Raw genomic sequence first — 18,558 nt, forward strand, 5'->3', positions numbered from 1 at the left:
TCCTACCGCCAACGCACCCGACCCGGCCAACTTGACCCCGACCATCCCAACGACCATCCTCAATAACGCGCCACGGTGGTCCCATCCCCCTGGCAATCAGGTGGTCCCATCACCCTGGCAAGCGACACCGAGACAGCGATGGAAACCGCGGTCTCCAGCATTTTCAGCATCGACAACGGTGAGGGTGAACTGGGCGCGGGCGCCATCGGGGCTGCAAGTCGCTGCAACGCCGCAGGCATGCTGGAAAGCAGCCGAGTGTGGTGTCCCGCAGCTGTGCTCACCGCATGGGCAACCCCGCCGGCCTGGCCGGCCAGACCGGCGGGGTTGGTGGTTGGCGGGGGAGCAGTAAACGGCATCAATTTCGCCGCCGTCGCCGACGAGCCAGCGTAGTTGTACATCGCGGTCGCGTCCTGTGCCCACATTTCGCCGTATTGGGCTTCGGCGCCTGCGATCGCGGCAGTGTTCTGACCGAAAAAGTTGGTAGCCACCAGCGCGGCCAACTGTGCCCGGTTGGCGGCGATCACCGGCGGCGGCACCGTCAGCAGGAACGCCGTCTCGTATGCCGCGGCCGCGGCCCTGGCCTGAGCGGCGGTTTGTTCGGCTTGGACAGACGTGGCGGACAGCCATGCGATATATGGTTCGGCCGCGCCCAGCATCGCGGCCGATGCCGGCCCCAGCCACCCTTGGCTTGTCAGCGCTGAGATCACCCCTTGGTAGACACCGCTCATCGAACGTAGGTCGGCGGCGAGCATGTCCCAGGACGTGGCGGCGGCCATCATTGGTCCCGATCCGGGACCGGCATACATCCGGCTGGAATTGATCTCGGGAGGCAACATCCCAAAGTCCATTTTCTGCAACCTCCAGTTGGCGAATGGGCTGCGGATTCGGTTCGGCGCATGCGCGCCGGTGCGCGAGGTCAGCGAACCCATGGGTACATCGCCGAAATGGCGTGTCGGACAAGGGATCGTCACCGCGATGTTCGCGTCCACCTGACGCCGCATGAGCTTGACTATTGCCAGGCCTGATGGTCGGTTAGGGAACCATCATGCGGTCTGAAGTCAACAGTGATCAGCGGAGTCGCCGAGCTCGGTGCTCGAGTTTGTCGACGGCGTAAATACGCCGTTACGTCATGATCCGCGATTACGCCATGGCCGGTGTTGCCGGCGCTGCAGATACCCTTCGACGCTGCGGTTGAGTTGGACTCCAGTGCGCCAGGGTCTTGGCGCCGCGTAGCAAGAACCGGGGTGGGCCGCTATCGCGCACCGTAGCTTTTCCACTATCTCGCACACTGTCTGCCCCCATGCCCTACGCTCGGCACCGCGTGCAACCAGGGCAGCCGGACTGCCCTGCGCGCTTAGGGTGAGTGAGATACCCGCTGACGGGCACGTTAAACCGGTCCATGTCCAGACACCGAATCAGTGGGGCACGCATTCAGACGCGGCGGTTCGGTCGAATCGCACGGCGCGGCCAAGAAGCAAACTCGCTTCAACCAGAAGTTCGCAAACCGCACGGGCCGTGGTCATTGCCGCTGCCGAGACCCGATCCGCGGCGAGACCGCGATGAGCGTGCGCGCCAAGCCACTTGGCGTGCGGTGGGCGCAGTCTCAGCGCCAACAGTAAGTCTCGCCGGGCGCTCAGCTCACTGACCTACGGCTATCCCAATACGAAGTAACGCAGCCACAAGTAGATTGCCGATAATGCGATTGACACCGCAGTGACCACAAACCCTTTTCGGGTGAATTCCCAGAACGAGATGGGAGTGCCTGCGCGCCGGGCGATTCCGAGCATGACGACATTGGCGCTGGCGCCCACCGCGGTCAGATTGCCGCCGAGGTCGGCGCCCAGCGCCAGCGCCCACCACAGCGTGTTGGGGTGGATGTGACCCGGCATGGCTGCGACCAGTTCGGTGACAATCGGCGTCATGGTGGCCACATACGGAATGTTGTCGATGATGCCCGATATCGGTGCTGAGGCGCCGAGGATCAGGAATACCGTGAGCGTTTCATTTCCGCCGGTCAACTCTGTTGCGGCCCGCGCCAGCTTGTCGACGACGCCCGTCTTCACCAAAGCGCCGACCATGACGAACAACCCCGCGAAGAACAGCAGCGTGTCCCACTCGACGCTGGACAGGTAATCCGAGCGCCCCAGCCCCGAAATCACGACGAGGACGCCGGCGCCCAGCAACGCCACCACGGACGGCTGGACGTGCAGCACCGGATGGGCGACGAACGCCGCGAACACCATTAGCAGCACCGCGCCGCACTTGATCAACAGACCGGTGTCGCGGATGGCTTCCCGTTCGTCCAGTGACATGACGTCGGCGACGCGGTCGGCCTGGACCTCGATGGAGCCGAACAGTACCGGTAGCAGGGCGACGAAGACCACGAGCACGATCAGCACGATCGGCGCCATGTGGATCAGGAAGTCGTTGAACGTCAACCCCGCCCGGCTGGCGATGATGATGTTGGGCGGGTCGCCCACCAGCGTCGCCGCGCCGCCGATGTTGGACGCGAAGACCTCGGCCATCAGGAATGGCGATGCGTTGATCGCCAGCCGGTCACATACCAGCAGCGTGACCGGCGCGATCAACAGCACCGTGGTGACGTTGTCCAGCATGGCCGAGCCGAACGCCATGACCAGCACCAGCAGGATCATGATCCGGCGCGGCGAGCCCTTCGCGCGTTTGACCGCCCAGATGGCCACGTATTCGAAGACACCGGTCTGGCGCAGCACGCCGACGATGATCATCATGCCCAGCAGCAAAAAGATGACGTCCCAGTCGATCCCGGTCTGCGACGAATAGAACGCGTCGTGGGAGCCGACGACTCGAATCGCGAGCATCATCCCCGCCCCTGCCAGCGCCACCAGGGTCTTGCTGACCCGGTCGCTGGCGATCAGTGCGTAGGCGACCACGAATATCGTGATGGCGATGACGCTCATCGGCTGTCCTCCATCGTTCCCGCTGCGATTCGGTCATCCCAACACGAAGTAGCGCACCCAGAGGTATAGCGCTGCCAGCGCCAACGACATGGTTGTCACGATGATGCCTTTGCGCGTGAACTCCCAAAATGAGATGGGATTGTCCGCCCGCGCGGCGATTCCCAGGATGACGACGTTGGCGCTGGCGCCGATGGCGGTGAGGTTGCCGCCGAAGTCGGTGCCCAACGCCAAGGCCCACCACAGCACGTCCGGATTTCCCCGGTCGACGAGCACCGGTGTCAGCTCGGCGACGATCGGCGTCATGGTCGCGGCATAGGGGACGTTGTTGACGACCCCGCTGATCACCAGCGATGCGGCCAGAATCACCATCGTCGCCAGCAACGTGTTGCCGCCGGTCGCGGTGACTGCCAACTCCGCCATCTGTTTGACGACACCCGTCTTCACCAGAGCGCCGACCATGATGAACAGGCCGGCGAAGAACAACAGCGTGTCCCATTCGACGCTGGCCAGATAATCGGCCTGCTCGAGCCGGGAGATCACGACCAGGATGCCGGCCCCGACCAGCGCCACCATGGACGGCTTCATATGCAGGGGCTCGTTGGCGACGAACGCCGCGAACACCGCCAGCAGCACGACACCACACTTGATCAGCAGCCCGTGATCGCGGATGGCCTCTTTCTCTTCGAGCTGCATCACATCGGCGACCCGATCCGGGTCCGCGGCGAATGCTCCGGGAAACAACCGCGGCAGCATGACGATGAAGACCGCGACCACGATCATGACGATGGGGGCCAAGTGGATCAGAAAGTCGTTGAAGCTCAGGCCGCCTCGGCTGGCGATCACGATGTTGGGCGGATCCCCGACCAGGGTGGCCGTGCCGCCGATGTTGGACGCCAGCGCTTCGGCGATCAAATACGGTGCGGCGTTGATCGCTAGCCGCTCGCACACCAGCAGCGTGACGGGCGCAATCAGCAGCACCGTGGTGACGTTGTCCAGCAAGGCCGATGCGACCGCGGTGACCAGAACCAGCAGGATCATGATCCGCAGTGGCGAGCCGCGGGCCCGCTTGGCCGCCCAGATCGACACGTACTCGAACACGCCGGTCTGGCGCAGCACGCCGACGATGATCATCATGCCCAGCAGCAAAAAGATGACGTCCCAATCGATTCCGGTCTGGTGGGAATAGAAGACGTCCTCGGAGTTGATGACCGGCAGCGCGACCACGATTGCTGCGCCCGCCAGCGCCACCAGCGTCTTGTTGACGCGTTCGCTGGCGATCAGTGCGTAAGCAACCACAAAGACCGTGAGCGCGAACGCGCTCATCGGATAATTGCCTGTACTGTCGCCGAATCCCGTGCGATCAACGCTGCAGCGCCGCTGCTAGGAGGCGCGATGCGGTGATCACCCCGTGCAACTTGCCGTCCTTGACCACCGCGAGCAGCGGGCTGCGCAGCCGGGCCATGATCGCGGCCACCTCGATGATGGTGTCGTCGGCGTTGACCGGCGGCACTTCGGCCAGGTGGTCGGGCAACACCTCGCGAACCGTCTTACCGCTCAACTTTTCGGCGCAGCGGTCGGCCATCGATTCGTTGAGCACGCCGGCCAGCGAGGGGTCGTCCTGGACATAGCGGGGCACCAGGAATCGCACGACTTGGGAGGCCGGCAACACCGCGTACGGTTTTCCTGAGGGCTTGGTGACCAGCAGCCCAGGCAGGCGATGCTCGGCCAACAGGCGAGCCGCGTCCAGCGCGTTCGAATTGATGTCGATAACCGGAAAATCTTCGGCGATATCCTCGGCCCGCATAGGGCGACGATACGTCGCTTTTCCGGTCGCGGTCAGCTCTGCTGTGGCCATGATCTTCTCAGGATGTTCTTTCGCCGTCGTCGGACATTGCGGTATCACTCGACGCCGACCAGGCTTCCCGGCACACCGGGCACTGACGTTATCAAGGTCGAGCACGGGGGCTAAATGGGCCCTTGCTGCGTACACTGGCGAGATGCTGCAACAGATCCGTGGGCCCGCCGATCTGCAGCACCTCTCCCAGGCCCAGTTACGGGAGCTGGCCCAGGAGATCCGTGAGTTTCTGATCCACAAGGTGGCCGCCACCGGGGGACACCTCGGGCCCAACCTGGGGGTCGTGGAGCTGACGCTGGCGCTGCATCGGGTATTCGATTCGCCGCACGACCCGATCATTTTCGACACGGGTCATCAGGCCTACGTCCACAAGATGCTCACCGGACGCGCCCAGGATTTCGAAAGCCTGCGCAAGAAAGGTGGGCTCTCGGGGTATCCGTGCCGTGCCGAAAGCGAACACGACTGGGTCGAGTCCAGCCATGCCAGCGCGGCGCTGTCGTATGCTGACGGCCTGGCCAAGGCTTTCGAGTTGACCGGGCACCGCAATCGGCACGTGGTCGCGGTGGTGGGTGACGGCGCACTCACCGGCGGCATGTGCTGGGAGGCGCTGAACAATATCGCGGGTTCGCACCGGCCCGTGATCATCGTGGTCAATGACAACGGCCGTAGCTACGCCCCGACCATCGGCGGCGTCGCCGATCATCTCGCCACCCTGCGGCTGCAGCCGGCCTACGAGCAGATGCTCGAGAAGGGCCGCGACGTGGTGCGCGCGGTGCCACTGGTCGGTGAGGTCTGCTATCACTTCCTGCACAGCGTCAAAGCCGGCATCAAGGACTCCTTGTCACCGCAGCTGATGTTCACCGACCTCGGACTGAAGTACGTCGGCCCGGTCGACGGTCACGACGAACGCGCGGTGGAGGTCGCGCTGCGCAAGGCCCGCGGCTTTGGCCGACCGGTGATCGTGCATGTCGTCACCCGCAAGGGAATGGGCTATGCCCCGGCCGAAGCCGACGAGGCCGAGCAGATGCACTCCACCGTTCCGATCGACCCGGTGACCGGGCAGGCCACCAAGACGGCCGGCCCGGGCTGGACGGCAACGTTCTCCGACGCGCTGATCGGTTACGGCACGAAGCGGCGCGACATCGTTGCCATCACCGCGGCGATGCCGGGACCCACCGGCCTGACCGTATTCGGGCAGCGCTTTCCCGACCGGTTGTTCGATGTCGGCATCGCCGAACAGCACGCGATCACCTCGGCTGCCGGGCTGGCGATGGGCGGCATGCACCCGGTGGTCGCCATCTATTCGACGTTCCTGAACCGCGCGTTCGACCAGATCATGATGGATGTGGCGCTGCACAAGCTGCCGGTCACCATGGTGCTGGATCGCGCCGGTGTCACCGGCTCGGATGGCCCCAGCCACAACGGCATGTGGGATCTGTCGATGCTGAACATCGTGCCCGGCATCCGGGTGGCCGCACCCCGCGACGCCACCCGGCTGCGCGAGGAACTGGGTGAGGCACTCGACGTCACCGACGGCCCGACGGCCTTGCGGTTCCCGAAAGGCGATGTCGGAGAAGATATTCCGGCGCTGGAGCGGCGGGCCGGAGTGGACGTGCTCGCGGTGCCGGCCGAGGGCCTGAACCACGATGTGCTGCTGGTGGCGGTGGGCCCGCTGGCCGTGATGGCGCTGGCGGTGGCCAAGCGGCTGCACAACCAGGGCATCGGGGTGACGGTGATCGATCCGAGATGGGTGCTGCCGGTGCCCGACGGTGTTCGCGAGCTGGCGGTGCGGCACAAGCTGCTGGTCACGCTGGAGGACAACGGGGTCAACGGCGGCGTCGGCTCAGCGGTGTCGGCCGCATTGCGGCATGCGGAGATCGACGTGCCGTGCCGCGACGTCGGGCTGCCGCAGGGGTTCTTCGATCACGCGTCACGAGGTGAGGTGCTGGCCGATCTGGGGCTGACCGACCAGGACGTGGCCCGCCGCATCACCGGTTGGGTTGCCGCGCTGGGGATGTCAGAAGCGGGCGGGTACGGCCGGTCTCTGGGGACGGCGTCGGAGATCAGCGAGCGTCTCGACTAGCGACTGTCGCCCTCGGATTGGGCGTTGGCCCGGGCCATCGCTGCGGCCAGCACCGGCACCACCAGCCGGCGTTGCCACGCCCGCGCATGGCCGACCCGCAGGAACTCGTCGATCGCGTCGGCAGCGCCCTCGAACGAATCCGCCCACTCCCAGCACAGCCGTCGCACCAACTCGGGCGAAACCAGGTTTTCCGTCGGCACCCCCACCCGCTGAGACAGGTCGGACAGCGCCGCCCGGACCGCCTCCAACCGGGCGGCCGCCTCGGGTTTCCGCCTGCTCCACCGCGCCGGTAGCGGGGGCCCGTTGGCCGAGTCGGTTACCTCGGGTGGATTCTGGTTTCGCCGGGCCGCTTCCAGCGCCGCCAGCCACGTCGCGGCATTGCGACGCTGGTTGCGCCCGCCGAACACCGGCAGCGCGACCAGGTCCTCGACCGATCTCGGGTCGGCGATGGCCGCGTCGATGATGGCCGAGTCCGGCAGGATCCGGCGCGGCGCGATGTCGCGCAACTGGGCAATCCGGTCCCGGGCCAGCCACAGCTCGCGAACCGCGGCCAACCCCCGGCGGTCGCGCACCTTGTGGACGCCGGAGGTTCGCCGCCAGCGGTCCGGTCGCGCCGAAACCGCGGACGACCTCGACTCGTATTTCCGAAGATGCTCGAATTCCTCTGCGGCCCAACCAGTTTTGCCTTGTTCGGTCAGCACCTGCGAGATCGCTGCGCGCAGCTCGATCAGCAGTTCGACGTCGAGGGCGGCGTAGTTCAGCCAGGCCGCCGGCAGCGGACGCTTGGACCAGTCGGCCGCGCCGTGGCCCTTGGCCAGCCCCAGACCCAGCAGCCGCTCGACCATGGTCGCCAAGTTCACCCGGTCGAACCCGGCCAGGCGTCCGGCGAGCTCGGTGTCGTAGAGCGCCGACGGCCGCATGCCGACCTCGGCCAGACACGGCAGGTCCTGATCGGCCGAGTGCAGGATCCACTCGTCTTCCCGGAGCACCTCGGCGACCGGCTGCAGCACGGTCGCCGGCTCGCCGCCGTGGCTGACCGGATCGATCAGTACGGTGCCGGCGCCGGCCCGCCGGATCTGGATCAGATAGGCCCGGTTGGAGTAGCGAAAACCCGACGCCCGTTCGGCGTCGACCGCAAAAGGCCCGTGGCCGCGATCCAAGAGCTCTGCGGCGGCTTCGATCTGGGCGACGGTCACCGACAGCTCCGGCATTCCCTCCGCCGGACGCAGTAGCGGCGTCGGCACGGGTGCCGTACTGCCCGACGGTTCAGTCTCCGCCGGAGACGGATCGGGGCACATGTCAGGCGCGTGACCGCGAGCTCAGGTCGACCACCCCGGCCGGGGGTAGGCCCGCGGCATGTTCGAGAACATCGCAGAACGCCTCGACGTGGCTGCCCACCTCGGGTGTGGTGGCCGTCCACGATGCCCGCAGCTCGAGCTGGTGGGCGCGTGGCGGTCCGGAGATATCGCCGTAGCGCACCGAGGTGGTGGCGGTGACGGTGCCGCCCAGCGCGGTCATGTGCTCGGTACGCGACTCGAGAGCCTCCACCAGCCAACTCCACGCCACCTCCGGCAGCAACGGATCGATGGCTTCCTGTGAGTCGAGGTCGGCCTGGATGTAGGCGACCAGGCGGATGGTGCCGTCCCAGGCGTCGGAGCCCTCCGGGTCGTAGAGCAGGATGAGCCGGCCGAACGCGTCACCCTCGGACTGCTCGGGGACGATGTCGAGATCGGGATGTTTGACCTCGGCTCCCAGCGCGTAGCTGTAGGGCGCCAGCCGCTGCGGTGGACGGATGGGGCCGAGTTCGATCTCCGGGCGCACGGTGACAGCGTTCATGGCCGCGACCGCCTCGCGGAAGGGGGCCGGTTCGGCTGCGGTCACGAGCTTGGCTCCTGCTCGTCGCTGCGCTCCGCATTGTCGTCGGCGCGGGTCACAAAATCCGACGGTAGACCTAACGTCCGACACCCGCAGACAGGCGCGCCGAATCATGCTCAGCCCCCGGAACCGGCGTCAAATCGCGCCGGGCGTTTCTCGCGGTGCGCGGCCAGTCCTTCCCGCACGTCAGGGCCACTGAAGCTGAGGAATTCCAGGCCCAGCGACGTTTCGAAGGCGGGCCCGAACATGCGGTACCAGTGATTGAGGCTGTGCTTGGTCCAGCGGATCGCGTGCTGGGCGCCTTGCGCCAGATTCTCGGCAAGGCGCGTCGCGGTGGCGAGCACGTCGTCGTCGTCGACGCATGTCGAGACCAGACCGATGCGCTCGGCTTCCGCGCCGGACAGCGGCTCACAGGTCAGCAGGTAGTACTTGGCCTTGGCCATGCCCACCAGCAGCGGCCAGCAGATCGCGGCGTGGTCCCCGGCGGCCACCCCGAGCTTGGTGTGTCCGTCGATGATCTTCGCGGTCCGCCCCGCCACCGAGATGTCGGCCAGCAGGGCCACCACCAGGCCGGCGCCGACGGCCGGGCCGCGGATCGCCGAGACCACCGGTTTGTCGAGGTTGACCAGGTTGAGCACCAGATCGCGGGCCTCGCGCATGATGCGGACCCGGTCTTCATAGGCGCCCATCGTCTGGTCGATCAGGTCGAAGCTGCCGCCGGAGGAAAACGCTTTGCCCGCACCGCGGACCAGCACCGCCCGCACGGCTGGGTCGCGGCCGATCACCGGCCAGATGTCGGCCAGGTCGCGATGCATCTGCGGCCCGACCGAATTCAGGCCGGGGGAGTCCAGAACCAGGTTCAGCACGCCGTTATCGGTGGGTTCTATTCGCAGACTTGGAAACTCGCCGTAGTCGACAGGCGGGTGGCGCACTGACATACCTGGATGTTACGCACGGGCCGATCGGCCGCCGACCAGGGCGTCTGCCTTGACCTCACCGCGCACGATCCGCTCGGCCAGCCGCGAGGCCAGCGCCATGATGGTCAGTGCCGGGTTGGCGCTGCCCTGGGTGGGGCACACCGAACCGTCGGCGATGAACAAGTTGGGCACCGCCCAGCTTCGCTGGTCGGAGTTGACGACGCTGCTCTGCGGGTCGCTGCCCATCCGGGCACCACCGATGAGGTGGGCAAAGCGCTGGATGGTCAGCACATCCTGCGCCCCTGCGGCGTGCAGGATGTTGGTGATCACCTCAGTGGAGTACTCCATGTTGGCCTTGTCGTTGTCCGACAGGCGGTAGTCGAATCGTGCGATGGGCAGCCCGTAGTGATCGGTTTCCTCGACCAGGGTGACGCGGTTGTCGGCGTGCGGGAGCAGCTCGTTGAGCACGCCGATGGTGGACCAGTGGTTGTAGTCGCGCATGTACTCGCGCAGCGCGGCGCCCCAATGCCCGTCGGCAAGGACATGCTCGGCCCAGCCGATCGGCAGCGGGGACACCGTCTGGATGGAGAAGCCCCGGGCGAATCCGCGGTCGGGGTCGGTTTCGTAGAACTGCTCCGAGGACACCTCCGGCGGCGGCGCCTTGTACATGCGCAGTTCCTCCGGCCAGCGGCCCGCGGTCTGTGATGCTCCCTGCACCATGACGTAGCGGCCCACCTGGTCGTGGTTGTTGCACAAGCCCTTCGGGAAACGCGGGCTGGTGGAGTTGAGCAGCAATCGCGGAGTTTCGATCGAATAGCAGGCCACTGCAACCACTTTGGCCCTCTGGAACCGCTCACGGGCCCCAATCTCGTCCAAATATGTTACACCGCTGGCATTTCCGGATTCGTCGAGTTCGACACGGCTGGCCATGCAGTTCGCCCGGATCTCGACGCCGTGGGCCAGCGCGTCGGGTAGGTGAGTGACATACGGGCTGGCTTTGGCGTTGACCTTGCAACCCTGCAGGCAGTAGCCGCGGTAGATGCAGTGCGGCCGGTTGCCGAAGGTGCCGTTGACGATGCCGACCGGGCCGACTCGCATCTCGATGCCGAGATTCATCGCGCCTTCCCAGAGTTTCATCGCGGCGCCCGAAACCGGATGCGGCGCATGCGGATAGCGGTGCGGGTAGCCCCACGGCCAGTCCTGACCGGCTACCGGCAACTCGAGTTCGAGGCGCTCGTAGTGTGGCCGCAGGTCGGCGTAGCTGATCGGCCAGTCGGCGCCGACCCGGTCGCGGGTGAAGGTCTCGAAGTCGCTGGGATGAAAGCGCGGCGTGTAGCCGGCGTAGTGCACCATCGACCCGCCGACGCCGCGGCCGGAGTTGTTCTTGCCCAGTTCGACCGGATCCGATCCGCCGATGATCCGCTTCTGAGTCCAGTACAGCTCGTGCGACCCCGCCTCGTCGGACACCCAGTCCTCGTCGGGGTGCCAGAACGGGCCAGCCTCCAGGATCACGATGCGCCAGCCCGCCCGGGCCAGCCGCTGAGCCAGTACCGAACCGCCGGCGCCGGCGCCGACGACCACCAGGTCGACCTCCTCGTCGTCGGAGTAGCGGCGCATGGTGGCCTCGCCGGGCAGGTCACGCGAGTGCACGTCGAGCAGGAACCGCGAATCGTTGTCGCGCGGCCCGAGCGAGCCCTTGAGCAGCCCGCGCCAAAAGTCACCCATCGATGTGTTCCTGTTCGACAGTGGCGACCGGGTCTTCGGAGGTGGCTCCCGGGGCTTCGAACGGCTCCCGGCTTCCCACTCCGCCCAGCCGCATGAAGCCGCGAGGATAGGCCGGCCCACCGAAGCCGATCTCGTTCCATGCCCATGGGTGGCTGTAGAAGCCGCTCAGGGTCATCCGCATCACCACCGACCAGGCCCGGGAGACGTTCACTTTCTCCCAGCTGCCGCCGGACAACTCGCCGTCGGCGAACTGCTGCACCACCGATTCGCGGGTCGCGAGGTCGGCCGCCGCGAACGACTCGGCGCCGGCGACGCGGGCGGATTCGTCGAGGCCCGACAGCACCAGCCGCCAGGTGTCGCGGTCGTCGGGCATGTCGTCGTATTGATAGCCGTCCAGCCGGCCATCGGCGAGCTTGGCGTCGACGAACTCGGCCACTGGTATCCGCGGCTCGGCGTCCTGGGCCAGGACGGTGTCACAAAAGGCGCGCAGCGCCGGTTCCTGCGACGCCTCGAAGAACCGCAGTGGCCCCGGCTTGTCCAGCCGGGCCAGCACCACGCGCCGGGTGGCCGCATCCCAGCTGTCGACGGTCGACAGCACGTCGTAGTCGGGATAGCGGCCGATCATCTGCGGTGTGACGCCGCGGCGCTGGCGCGGCAGCCACGACGGATGCAGCGGCTTGCCGTCCGGTCGCAGCTTCGGCAGGTGCTGTCCGTTCGAGATGTCGGGCACGGCGCTACTTCTCCCGTCGCAAAACCGCGGCCAGCAGACCCATCGCCCCCACGATGCTCATCAGGCCGGGTGCGGCGATGGGAGGACCCATCGGGACGTTGTAGTTGTACAGTCGCCACCCGCCGGGTCGCCGCGCGACGCCGCGCGCGTGGAAATACTGGCCCATCAGCCCATTCGCCGCGTACACCGCCGCCGTGGCCGGCAGCCACCGCTTGGCCCAGCGCTTGGAGAACACCCCGCCCACCCCGGCGATCACCACCGGCGGGGTGACCACGATCGGGCTCCACATCCATTTGTTGCCGAAGCTGGCGCGATAGTGCTCGAAGTAGATCTCCGCGGTGGTCACCAGCGCCGCGAACGCCGTCAGCCCCGACAATGACCGCTCGAAGCGACCGTGGGCGACGTTGTGCAGCACCCGGTCGACGAAATACTCCGCCTCCTCGACCAAGTGCCCGCTCGGTGCCGAATCTCGAGTCAGCAACATGAACCCGTCTCCTTGCCTGCCATCTGTGGTCTTCGCGGGGCGAATTTCCGCGCACTGCGGGGACCGCTGTATTGGGCAGTACCCAAACAACCCATGGGGCACACGTGCCGGTGTGCGCGTCATGGCAGCATTGAGGCCAGTGAATACTCCTGCGCGTACCCGCCGCGAGCTTCCGCACTCGCCCTATCTGGCCGCGGTGGCCGGTCGCAAACCCAGCCGAGTGCCGGTGTGGTTCATGCGGCAGGCCGGCCGTTCGCTACCCGAATATCGCGCGCTGCGCCAGCAGCACAGCATGCTGCAGGCCTGCCTCGAGCCGGACGTGGCCTGCGAGATCACCCTGCAGCCGGTACGCCGCTACGGTGTGGACGCGGCGATCCTGTTTTCCGACATCGTGGTGCCACTGCGGGCTGCGGGCGTTGAGCTGGACATCGTGGCCGACGTGGGCCCGGTGATCGCCCACCCGGTGCGCACCGCCGCCGATATCGAACACATCAAACCCCTTGACCCACAAGCTATTCAACCAGTCCTGCAGACCGTTGAGCTGTTGGTCGCGGCGCTGGGTGATGTCCCGCTGATCGGTTTCGCCGGTGCGCCGTTCACGCTGGCGTCCTACCTTATCGAGGGCGGACCCAGTCGCCACTACATCCGCACCAAGGCGATGATGCTGGCCGAGCCGGCGAGCTGGCATGCGCTGATGAGCAAGCTGACCGACCTCACCATCGCCTTCCTTCGCGGCCAGATCCACTCCGGTGTGGACGCCATCCAGGTGTTCGATTCCTGGGCTGGCATGTTGTCGCTGAGCGACTACCGCCAGTACGTGCTGCCGCACAGTGCGCGGGTGTTCGGCACGCTGGCCGAACACGGCGTGCCGATGACGCACTTCGGGGTCGGCACCGCCGAGCTGCTCGGCGCCATGTCGGAGGCTGTCCAGCCGGGTACGGCGACCGTCGTCGGCGTCGACTGGCGGACCGCGCTGGCCGATGCGGCCGCCAGGGTGCAGCCGGGCACGGCGCTGCAGGGCAACCTCGACCCGGTGTTGCTGCTGGCGGGCTGGCCTGTGGTGGAACGCGCCGCCCGCGCCGTCGTCGACGACGGACGCCGCGCGGTCGACGCGGGCGCCGCCGGTCACATCTTCAACCTCGGCCACGGGGTGTTGCCGCAGACCGATCCCGGCATGCTGACCGAACTGGTTTCGCTGGTCCATTCGCTATGAGCCCGCGCGCGTATTGCGTTGTGGGCGGCGGGATTTCGGGATTGACAGCAGCGTATCGGTTGCGGGCTGCCGCCGGTGCCGACGCGACCATCACGGTGTTCGACCCGGGGGACCGGCTCGGCGGGATATTGCGCACCGAGGTAGTCGGCGGACAACCGATGGATGTGGGTGCTGAAGCGTTCGTGCTGCGCCGGCCCGAGGTGCCCGCACTGCTGGCCGAGTTGGGCCTGGTCGAGTCTCAACGCGCCACCACCGGCGTCCGGCCGCTGATCTACAGCGGCCAACAGCTGCACGCGCTGCCGTCGGGGACGGTAATGGGGATCCCGACGTCGGCGTCGTCGCTGGCCGGTCTCGTCGACGACGCCACGATCGCGCGCATCGAGGGCGAACCCGGTCGACCGTTCAGCTGGCGTCCGGGCAGCGACCCAGCGGTGGCGGAGCTGGTGGCCGACCGGTTCGGCGAGCAGACGGTGGCTCGGTCGGTGGACCCGCTGCTGTGCGGGGTGTATGCGGGCTCGGCGGCGACGATCGGGTTGCGCGCGGCCGCCCCGACTGTGGCGGCGGCGCTCGATCACGGCGCCGCCAGCTTGACCGACGCGGTTCGGCACGGGCTGCCGGCGGTTGGCGATGGACCGGTATTCGGCGCGCTGGACGGGGGATACCGGGTGCTGGTGGACGAGCTGGTGGCCCGCAGCCGGGCGCAGTGGGTGCGCGCCACCGTGACGCAGCTTGAGCCCGGCTGGGCGGTGTGCGATGACTCGGGCGGTCGTTGGCCTGCGGACGCGGTGATCCTGGCCATCCCGGCCCCGCGCCTGGGGCCGTTGGTCGACGAAATCGCCCCGCGCAGCGCCGCGGCCGCCCGCCGGATAACAAGTGCCTCGTCGGCGGTGGTGGCGCTGGCGGTGCCACTCGACATCCCGTTTCCGCGGTGTTCCGGGGTACTGGTGGCCAGTGGCGAGCGGTTGCGGTCCAAGGCGATCACGTTGTCGTCACGCAAGTGGGGCCCGCGCGGGGACACGCAGCTGTTGCGCCTGTCGTTCGGGCGGTTCGGCGATGACCTGGCCGAGCGCGCGTCCGACGAGGAGTTGCTGGCCTGGTCCCTCGACGATCTGGCCACGGTGTTCGGTCTGGCCGTGCACCCCATCGATTTTCGTGTGCAGCGCTGGATCGAGGCGATGCCGCAGTACGGACCCGGGCACGCGGATCTGGCGGCCGAGGTGCGCGCCGGTTTGCCTGCGGGATTGGCCGTGGCGGGCAGCTACCTCGACGGGATCGGTGTGCCGGCCTGTGTCGCAGCGGCCGATCGGGCGGTCACCGGCATCATCGAGGCCTTGTGAGGCCCTGAGCAGGCGTGGCCGCACAGATGGCACGATAGGTGCCATGGCACGCCTGGGCGCGAAACTTGACGCGAAACTTGACGCGAAACTTGACGCGAAACTTGACTATGCGGCCTTGAACGCCACCATTCGCTACCTGATGTTCTCGGTGTTCGCGGTGCGTCCCGGCGAGCTCGGGGAGCAGCGGGAGGCAGTGGTGGATGATGCTGCGATGTTCTTCAAGCAGCAGGAGGAACGCGGCGTCGTGGTGCGCGGCCTCTACGACGTGGCGGGCCTGCGGGCCGACGCCGATTTCATGATCTGGACCCACGCCGAGCGGGTGGAAGCGCTGCAAGCCACCTATGCCGACTTTCGGCGCAGCACCGCCCTGGGCCGGGCTTGCATGCCGGTGTGGAGCAGTGTTGCGCTGCACCGGCCGGCGGAGTTCAACAAGAGCCACATTCCGGCGTTTCTGGCCGGCGAGGAGCCGGGTGCCTACATCTGCGTGTATCCCTTTGTGCGGTCCTATGAGTGGTACCTGCTGCCCGACGACGAGCGGCGCCGCATGCTCGCCGAGCATGGCATGGCCGCCCGCGAATACAAGGACGTGCGGGCCAACACGGTGCCGGCGTTCGCGCTGGGCGACTACGAATGGATCCTGGCGTTCGAGGCCCCCGAACTGCACCGTATCGTCGATCTGATGCGGGAACTGCGTGCCACCGACGCTCGGCGGCACACCCGCGCCGAGACGCCGTTTTTCAGCGGGCCGCGGGTGCCGGTAGAGCAGCTGGTGAACTCGCTGCCATGACCCGACCCGACCCGACCGATCCCACCCGCTTCGAGGAGATGTACCGCGACGAGCGAGTAATCCACGGCCTTCCCGCGGCCACGCCCTGGGATATCGGCGGACCCCAACCGGTGGTCCAGCAACTCGTCGCGCTGGGTGCGATCAAGGGTGAGGTGCTCGACCCGGGCACCGGGCCGGGCCACCACGCGATCTATTACGCCGCCAAGGGCTTATCGGCTACCGGCGTGGACGGGTCGGCCGCCGCTATCGAGCGCGCCCGCGCCAACGCACGGAAGGCCGGCGTGTCAGTGGACTTCCGAGTGGCCGACGCCACCAAATTGGCGGGGCTGGACAATCGGTTCGACACCGTCGTCGACTGCGCTTTCTATCACACGTTCAGCACGGCCCCGGAGCTACAAAAGTCCTACGTCCAGGCGCTGTACCGGGCCACCAAACCCGGTGCGCGGCTGTACATGTTCGAGTTCGGGGAGCATGACGTCAACGGCTTCACGATGGAGCGGTCCTTGTCCCAGGACGACTTTCGCCAGGTGCTGCCCGTCGGCGGCTGGGAGATCACATATATGGGACCGACCACCTATCAGATCAACCTCAGCGTCGAGGTGATCGAAATGATGGCGGCGCGCAATCCCGATATGGCCGACAAGGTGCGACCCATGCTAGAACGGTTCCGGGCGATGCAACCATGGCTGGTCGGTGGCCGAGTACACGCACCCTTCTGGGAAGTGCACGCCACTCGGCTGGACTGACGGATGCCGCTGGGGGCACATCCGCCGAAACTGAAATTCTGCAGCGAAAGTGCGAGTAAGGGCCTGCGAAATTACCGTCTCGGCGACGTTAGTCCCTCGGGACCAGGCGCAGCGAGATCGAGTTGATGCAGTAACGCTGATCCGTCGGCGTCGGATAGCCCTCGCCGGCGAACACGTGACCCAGGTGGCTGTGGCAGTTCGCGCAGACAACCTCGGTGCGTGTCATCCCCAGCGAGTGGTCGGGACGCAGGATGACCGCTTCGGAGCTCGCCGGGTCGAAGAACGAGGGCCAGCCGCAATGCGACTCGAATTTCTCTGTGCTGCGGAACAATTCGGCACCACATGCCCGGCACTGGTAGACGCCCTCGGTTTTGGTGTCGGTGTACTTGCCAGTGAAGGGTCGCTCGGTGCCGGCCCGGCGCAGGACGTCGAATTCCTGCTGGGTGAGCCTTTGGCGCCACTGGTCGTCGGTCAGTTCCAGCTTCGGACGCGTCATACGTCCACGCTAGCGCCAATGGCGGTGACCCGTTGGGTCCCCCGCGCTTGCGATCACCGCGCGCGCTCCCGCTCGGCCGTCAGCCAGGTCGGGTCGATACCAGCGCCTAGCCGGTTTTCGGCCTTGGCATCCAGATAGCGGAAGTAGAGCACGGTGAACGTGACGATCAACAGCAGCGACCAGCCGTAGGTGATCTTCAGGTATTCCAGGGCGCGGCCCCACCGCATCCAGTTGAACAGCAGCCAGCGGTCCAGCGTCATGAAGCCGTAGATCGCCAACCATGCCGGCCAGTTGCGGATCACCGAGTTGGGCAGCACCACCGTTATCAAGAACGGGAACAGCATCATCGAGTAGTAGCCCTGGGCCAGCGACATCACCAGCCACGACCACAGCAGCAGCACGCCCGACGACGTGGTGAACCAGAACAGCGGATCCCGGGTGCGGTAATAGCGGTACAGCAGCCACAGGCTGGCGATCGCGAGGGCGGTAAACAGCAGCCGCAAGAACACGATCAACCAGGTCGGCAGGCCGAAGTACACGCCGTTGCCCTGGATGGAGCTGTTGAAGTAGTCACGGGTGCCCAGGATGTAGGGCAGGGTCCGGGTGAAGAAGTCCATCGGGTGGCTCACCAGCGGCAGAGCGGCCAGGTTGACAACGACGGGCACCACGATGGCCGCCAGCACCGCCCGCCACTGGCGGTTCAGCAGCGGCAGCAGCAGCAACGGACCTAGCAGGGGCTTGAGGACCAGGGTCAATCCGATGGCCAGCCCGGCCATCCACTGACGGCTCGTCCGCTCGTCGAGCAGCCACCGAAGGAACAGGACCTCGAGCAGCAGGATGCAACCGTTGATGTTGGTGAACACCAGGGTGTTGGTCACCGTCTCGGTGGCGAACATGGCCAGCAGCAGGGCGGGCGCGGCCACCGAGGCCAGCGTGAAGTTGAACATCCGCAGCAACAGGTAGGCCGCGACCAGGATGGCCAGGGCGTTGATGGAGATGAACAGGTAGCGCGACGGCGCAAACGGCAGGTATCCAAACGGCGCCATGAGCAGCGTGCCGCCCGGCGGGTAGAGGTAGTGCGGGTCGACGTAGTCGAAGTGCTCGTTGTAGATGTCCCAGCCATGCCGGAAGTTCAGCACCGCGCGGTAGACCGGCTTGAAGTCGTCGGTGATATTTCCGTTGGTGGTCAGCACGATAGTGCGATGCAGTATCGACATGATCGCGGCCGGCCAGAGTGCCGCCCGCACTATCGACGCCGTGCTCGGTGCGCCGGTGCGGGGACGGAATGCGGCCAGCATCGATGCGCGTAGGCGGGTTCGAGTTGTGTCAGCTGCCGTCACCAGCGCACCGTACACCGGGGCTGCTGGCCGG

15 protein-coding genes and 2 pseudogenes are annotated in these 18,558 nt (G+C 66.7%); 5 read left to right on the forward strand and 12 right to left on the reverse strand.

The genetic code is table 11. The annotated features are described in order from the left end of the window. Positions 1-164: 164 nt before the first annotated feature. The 4 genes and pseudogenes from EET13_RS10525 to EET13_RS10540 form a co-directional block, all read right to left on the reverse strand. Positions 165-848 (reverse strand): annotated as a pseudogene (locus EET13_RS10525) (PPE family protein); the annotation flags it as partial. 804 nt (positions 849-1,652) lie between these two features. Next, positions 1,653-2,939: an ArsB/NhaD family transporter gene (locus EET13_RS10530; protein WP_122442238.1), complete on the reverse strand. Its 1,287-nt coding sequence runs from the start codon at positions 2,937-2,939 to the stop codon at positions 1,653-1,655. Between the two features lie 33 nt (positions 2,940-2,972). Continuing rightward, entirely contained in the window at positions 2,973-4,262 is a 1,290-nt protein-coding gene (locus EET13_RS10535; RefSeq protein WP_122442239.1) for an ArsB/NhaD family transporter, read from the reverse strand. A 37-nt stretch (positions 4,263-4,299) separates the two neighbouring features. Further along, a complete protein-coding gene (locus tag EET13_RS10540; protein WP_122442240.1) occupies positions 4,300-4,743 on the reverse strand; it encodes a CBS domain-containing protein in 444 nt (147 codons plus the stop codon). A gap of 193 nt (positions 4,744-4,936) precedes the next feature. Here EET13_RS10540 and dxs point away from each other — a divergent pair, with 193 nt between their 5' ends. Further along, on the forward strand, positions 4,937-6,877 hold the full coding sequence (dxs, locus tag EET13_RS10545; protein WP_122442241.1) for a 1-deoxy-D-xylulose-5-phosphate synthase: 1,941 nt from the start codon (positions 4,937-4,939) through the stop codon (positions 6,875-6,877). On the opposite strand, the gene EET13_RS10550 is transcribed toward dxs, so the two are convergent. The 6 genes and pseudogenes from EET13_RS10550 to EET13_RS10575 form a co-directional block, all read right to left on the reverse strand. After that, positions 6,874-8,175: an HRDC domain-containing protein gene (locus tag EET13_RS10550; RefSeq protein WP_122442242.1), complete on the reverse strand. Its 1,302-nt coding sequence runs from the start codon at positions 8,173-8,175 to the stop codon at positions 6,874-6,876. The two genes, dxs and EET13_RS10550, sit on opposite strands and share 4 nt — an antisense overlap. Before the next feature lies 1 nt (position 8,176). Further along, a pseudogene (locus EET13_RS10555) lies at positions 8,177-8,811 on the reverse strand (DUF3000 domain-containing protein). 57 nt (positions 8,812-8,868) lie between these two features. Continuing rightward, on the reverse strand, positions 8,869-9,690 hold the full coding sequence (locus EET13_RS10560; protein ID WP_122442244.1) for an enoyl-CoA hydratase/isomerase family protein: 822 nt from the start codon (positions 9,688-9,690) through the stop codon (positions 8,869-8,871). A 9-nt stretch (positions 9,691-9,699) separates the two neighbouring features. Further along, entirely contained in the window at positions 9,700-11,394 is a 1,695-nt protein-coding gene (locus tag EET13_RS10565; RefSeq protein WP_122442245.1) for a GMC family oxidoreductase, read from the reverse strand. Next, positions 11,387-12,124, reverse strand: a complete 738-nt coding sequence (locus EET13_RS10570; protein ID WP_122442246.1) for a gluconate 2-dehydrogenase subunit 3 family protein — start codon at positions 12,122-12,124, stop codon at positions 11,387-11,389. Before EET13_RS10570 ends, EET13_RS10565 begins: the two co-directional genes overlap by 8 nt. A gap of 4 nt (positions 12,125-12,128) precedes the next feature. Next, positions 12,129-12,608: a hypothetical protein gene (locus tag EET13_RS10575; protein ID WP_122442247.1), complete on the reverse strand. Its 480-nt coding sequence runs from the start codon at positions 12,606-12,608 to the stop codon at positions 12,129-12,131. A gap of 121 nt (positions 12,609-12,729) precedes the next feature. Here EET13_RS10575 and hemE point away from each other — a divergent pair, with 121 nt between their 5' ends. From hemE to EET13_RS10595, 4 genes are read left to right on the forward strand one after another with little or no spacing between them, the layout of a single operon-like run. Further along, entirely contained in the window at positions 12,730-13,821 is a 1,092-nt protein-coding gene (gene hemE / locus EET13_RS10580) for a uroporphyrinogen decarboxylase (RefSeq protein WP_122442269.1), read from the forward strand. Further along, a complete protein-coding gene (locus tag EET13_RS10585) occupies positions 13,818-15,158 on the forward strand; it encodes a protoporphyrinogen oxidase (RefSeq protein WP_122442248.1) in 1,341 nt (446 codons plus the stop codon). Before hemE ends, EET13_RS10585 begins: the two co-directional genes overlap by 4 nt. A gap of 43 nt (positions 15,159-15,201) precedes the next feature. Continuing rightward, positions 15,202-15,945: a hydrogen peroxide-dependent heme synthase gene (gene hemQ / locus EET13_RS10590; RefSeq protein WP_122442249.1), complete on the forward strand. Its 744-nt coding sequence runs from the start codon at positions 15,202-15,204 to the stop codon at positions 15,943-15,945. After that, positions 15,942-16,691: a class I SAM-dependent methyltransferase gene (locus tag EET13_RS10595; protein ID WP_122442250.1), complete on the forward strand. Its 750-nt coding sequence runs from the start codon at positions 15,942-15,944 to the stop codon at positions 16,689-16,691. Before hemQ ends, EET13_RS10595 begins: the two co-directional genes overlap by 4 nt. A gap of 88 nt (positions 16,692-16,779) precedes the next feature. Here the strand turns inward: EET13_RS10595 and msrB are convergent, their stop codons facing one another. Both msrB and aftC read right to left on the reverse strand, forming a co-directional pair. Next, a complete protein-coding gene (gene msrB / locus EET13_RS10600) occupies positions 16,780-17,187 on the reverse strand; it encodes a peptide-methionine (R)-S-oxide reductase MsrB (protein WP_122442251.1) in 408 nt (135 codons plus the stop codon). A 53-nt stretch (positions 17,188-17,240) separates the two neighbouring features. Then, positions 17,241-18,542 (reverse strand): arabinofuranan 3-O-arabinosyltransferase, encoded by a 1,302-nt coding sequence (gene aftC / locus EET13_RS10605; RefSeq protein ID WP_122442252.1) that lies wholly within the window; start codon positions 18,540-18,542, stop codon positions 17,241-17,243. Between the last annotated feature and the right edge of the window lie 16 nt (positions 18,543-18,558).

This window comes from Mycobacterium attenuatum, from assembly GCF_900566085.1.
In the GTDB taxonomy this organism is placed as follows: domain Bacteria; phylum Actinomycetota; class Actinomycetes; order Mycobacteriales; family Mycobacteriaceae; genus Mycobacterium; species Mycobacterium attenuatum.